The organism is Streptomyces sp. NPDC002776, from assembly GCF_053592195.1.
The window spans coordinates 1-3,799 of sequence record NZ_JBSFVG010000051.1; the positions used below are offsets into that span (position 1 = coordinate 1).

Below are 3,799 nucleotides of genomic sequence, written 5' to 3' on the forward strand. Positions count from 1 at the left end.
ACATCAGCCTGACCGACCCGTCCCACCGACATCCGGTCCGCAAGCGGCCCGGATGCTGCCGCCTGCCCTCCCGAACAACGATTTTCCGATCAGCCACTGGACGCCACACAGTCCGTGCGTACCGTCGCCTCTGGCCTTGCGGGGCGCTTGCCTGCGCCAGCGGCCTGCTTCGGTGCTGTCTGAGCAGGAGTTTTGCAGGTCGACCGCACCTCGGGCGATAGCCAGGTACATGCTGGGGCGGAATGAACCGCCCTGAACGGGACACCCCCATAGCCAAGCGCCCGCCAAGTCTGGGGAAAACCGGGGAGTGTCATGCAGGCCATATCGTCCGACCAGGTCTGGATCATCACCGCCGCGGCCGCTGGAGCCGCCTGGAGCGTGCGCTGGTGGGTCGGCCGCGGTCACCTGCCGCACATCGAAGCCAACGCGTCTACGCATGACCGGGTCGAAGAATTGCACTGGGCCTTCCGCGACCGCACCATGCCGACTGCCGACGCACAGGCCGACGTACTGCACGTGTACTGGAGCCGACTGCACCCGCTGCATTTCGCACCTCCTTGCGCACCCGCACCCACCGCGCGTCGCTCCGGGCTGTCCCGAAGCGTGGACTAAGTCGCCGTAAAACGTTTGTCGCCCTGCCGGCCCGTACCGGACCAACGCACCGGCGATGGCATCCACATGAAGAAGGTCGTCCATCCGGTCGAGCAGGACTGCCGGGACGAGGTTCGTCCAGGGCATGAGCCAGCCCAGCCACCGGGGTGCATAGCTCACGGGGGTCGGGCGGCGTAGCGTCCGGTCCACCGTTGTGGCCACGGCGGCGGGGGACAGGGGTGTCAGCTCGAAGGGCAGGCGCAGGCCGTGCGACATGTGGGTCGCTGTGAGGCCGGCGAGGATGGCGCTCACGTGGACGCCGCTGCTCCGTAGCTCCCGGCGCAGCGCGTGGCACCGGGCCAGTCCGGCAGGTGGGGTGTCTGATTGCGGCCGGTGGCGAGCACGACCGCTCGGGCGAGCAGGCCATCGTGGCCGGTGTCGACGAGCCACTCGGCTGCCGTGGAGTCGGCGACGGGCCGGCTAGGGTTACCCGTTCGACATGTGTACCCGTGCGCACATCGAGCTGGTGGTGGACGGCGTATGGCTTGAGATAGACGGCCCAGTCGTCACGCGTCACCCAGGTGCCGGCACTTCGAGGGACAGGAAGCCGGGAAGGCTGGACAGCCGGCGAGGGATGTGCGGCCGCAGGTGGTCATGGTGGGCGCGCCACCCGTCGCCGATGCGGTCCGAGCCCTCGAGGACCACGACGGGCACCTGGGCGCGGCAATGGCACTCTCCCTGTCCGAGGGCGTCTGCAGGACGGTGCCGTACGAGCGGGCACGCACGCAGAAGACGGCCAGAGCTAGGGCGACTGTGCCCGCGCACCAGACCAACGTCCGCATCATGTAGCCGCCGGGAGCGGCTCGGTCTCGCGCCGCTCGGGCAGGGCGAAGGTTCTTGTCCGTCCGTTCTTGTACCTGGGATAACGGGAGTTGAAGCCGTCAGTGGTGAAGGTGTGTATCACACGGCGATCTTTGCCACCGGCGCATGCCCTGCGCGGACAGCAGGAACCATCTGGGCCCACCACCAAGTCGCCCCCGACCCGGCGCCCCGGCGGATGACCGTCAGCAGCAGCCGCCGACCCTCATCGTCATCGATTGCTCTGACCCGCACTCGTTCGGCCACCCCGAGAGAATGACAGCCGTCAGGTCGATTCGCTCCGGCCCACCCGGGACCGCGTCATGTGATCCCGTCGGCGAACGATGAGTGGCAGTGCATACCCGGCAAGTACCATCGCGAAGGCGGCGATCCAGTGCCGAGCCTGCTGCCCCATGAGCAAGCTTGAGACGCCACCGACACCGGCGCCTGCGGTCGGGATCAGGGCCGCCTTCCAGCTGGCGATGCGATCGGTGAGGCTGGCCACGGAAAAGTACGCGACGATGAATCCGGCGAAGACAGCGGCGTTGTACCATTCGCCGCCGTCAGGGAGGGCGTAGCCGTTGCGGGTTCGCTCGAGCCCCAGGTCGACAGCCCCGGCGACTCCCCAGAAGAACGCGCTGGACGCTGCTACGCCGAGAGCGACGCGCCACCCCGTGTTTGTCATGCCGGGATCCTATGAGTGGCCGCAGAGTTCGTGAACGTCACCTTCACCGCAGGCGCCTCGCGCACGGTCCTCGATCTCGGTGGGCACCAGTACCAGGCCAGTACCCAGGCGGAGTTGTTCGAGCGGATGCCGGAATTCGAGGACGTGCACCAGGCGTGGGAGAAGCTGCTGCGTAACGTCGGGGTGTACGCCATCCGCCAGCAGCTGGCCGATGGCGATCTCGCCAGTGCCAAGGAGCATTGGAACCGCCTGCTGGAAATGTGCGAGGACTGGAGTTTTCGCCGCCTGCTCACTGATCCGCAGACCTGCACGATGACACCACAACAGGTAGAAACTCTTCGGCGTCATGGGCTTTGGCACCGGTGGCTGGGACGCGTTCTACGCCATGGCTCCCCCCGAGATCCTCCGGATCATGATCAGCGGCATGGAACACGACCAACAGCTGATCCTCGAAGGCGCGAGCGAGCTCGCACGGCGGTTTTGGACCACTCCGGTGCGACGGCCTGACGGTGCCGAGGTCAGCCTGGACTCACTGAACGATCAGCGGCTGCGCGGTCCGGTCACCCGGCTGGCGGCGCATGCCTCGACCCGATCGGTGACCGTCGAGGACGCGCAGGAAGCCGTGACCTATCCGGCGGTGATCCTGACTCCGCAACCGCACGCCATGGAAGCGGGCATCGAACTGGCCGGGGACGCCCCGCTGTTCGGCCGTCGGCTGCGCCGCGCCATCCGCCAGACGACCTCCTGGACCTGCGCCAAGACGGTCAGCCTGGTCGACGAGCCGTTCTGGCGCGGCACCAGCCTGGACGGCGTGACCCTCAGCGACTCCCTCATCCGTGACGCCTACGCGCTGGACTACGACCGGTACCACCGGGGCAGCGAAGCGGCCGGACACCTCGCGGCCCTGGTACTCAGCTACACCTGGGGCGAGCACGCCCTGAACCTGAGCAGCTCATCGCTTGCAGAACGGGTCGAACTCGGCGTCAGCGAACTCGGCCGCATCCACCCTGAGTTCGCTGACGAACTGCGCCGGCACGTCCGCGTCGACAACACCGTCACCGCATCCTGGGAACTCGAACCCAACTTCCGTGGAGTGTGCAACTTCAACGTGCCAGGCGAGTACGGTCCCCAGCGCGACCGGTTCGCCCATTTCATGAAGGACTACCAGGGCAAGCCGGCTGTGCCGGGCGAACCCATGAACAACCTGTTCCTGGCAGGCGACGCCATCTGCTGGTCGGGCGGCTGGGTCGAACACTCTCTTGGGTCCGGGCTCAATGCGGCCTGGGGCGTCCTGCGGGCCCTCGGTGGCGTCACCGCTCCGGACAACCCTGGCCCCGGCGACGTCTGGACTGATCCCCGGTACACCCCCCACACCCTCAACTAGACGCGTCGGGCGGACGGTTGGCTTGGTGCCAACTACACCCTGGACCGGCTGAAACCATCGCCGCCCGTCCCGCGACTACGAAGGCCCACCCCCACCGCTCCGAAGCCATGATCCACCTCGCAAAGTTCAACCGCATGACACGCCGCCTGACCACGGAATCCACCCCCGAGTAAACGCCCTTTAGTCGCAATGCCGTTGCATTACGTGGTTGAGGGTTGTGGTCGTTTGATGCGGACTGCTCGGGCGCCGGTGTGGGTGGGTTGGGGCCAGGTGTGGTGTTC

Annotated in this window: 4 protein-coding genes and 1 pseudogene; 4 read left to right on the forward strand and 1 reads right to left on the reverse strand. The window is 67.2% G+C overall.

The window, feature by feature from the left end:
• Positions 1-312 precede the first annotated feature (312 nt).
• On the forward strand, positions 313-612 hold the full coding sequence (locus tag ACWD11_RS34985; RefSeq protein ID WP_451287931.1) for a hypothetical protein: 300 nt from the start codon (positions 313-315) through the stop codon (positions 610-612).
• A 1,123-nt stretch (positions 613-1,735) separates the two neighbouring features.
• On the opposite strand, the gene ACWD11_RS34990 is transcribed toward ACWD11_RS34985, so the two are convergent.
• Entirely contained in the window at positions 1,736-2,134 is a 399-nt protein-coding gene (locus ACWD11_RS34990; protein WP_451287933.1) for a hypothetical protein, read from the reverse strand.
• Between the two features lie 15 nt (positions 2,135-2,149).
• Between ACWD11_RS34990 and ACWD11_RS34995 the strand changes: the two genes are divergently transcribed.
• The 3 genes and pseudogenes from ACWD11_RS34995 to ACWD11_RS35005 all read left to right on the forward strand — a co-directional run.
• Entirely contained in the window at positions 2,150-2,641 is a 492-nt protein-coding gene (locus ACWD11_RS34995) for a hypothetical protein (RefSeq protein ID WP_389421540.1), read from the forward strand.
• On the forward strand, positions 2,535-3,518 hold the full coding sequence (locus ACWD11_RS35000) for a flavin monoamine oxidase family protein (RefSeq protein ID WP_451287934.1): 984 nt from the start codon (positions 2,535-2,537) through the stop codon (positions 3,516-3,518). The genes ACWD11_RS34995 and ACWD11_RS35000 overlap by 107 nt, the downstream gene beginning before the upstream one ends.
• A gap of 52 nt (positions 3,519-3,570) precedes the next feature.
• A pseudogene (locus ACWD11_RS35005) lies at positions 3,571-3,691 on the forward strand (IS5 family transposase); the annotation flags it as partial.
• Positions 3,692-3,799 lie beyond the last annotated feature (108 nt).

Bases quoted from the DNA above. Each gene is read 5' to 3' on its own strand.
- ACWD11_RS34990 (WP_451287933.1), bottom strand. From the start codon at position 2,134: ATGACAAACACGGGGTGGCGCGTCGCTCTCGGCGTAGCAGCGTCCAGC.
- ACWD11_RS34985 (WP_451287931.1), top strand. From the start codon at position 313: ATGCAGGCCATATCGTCCGACCAGGTCTGGATCATCACCGCCGCGGCC.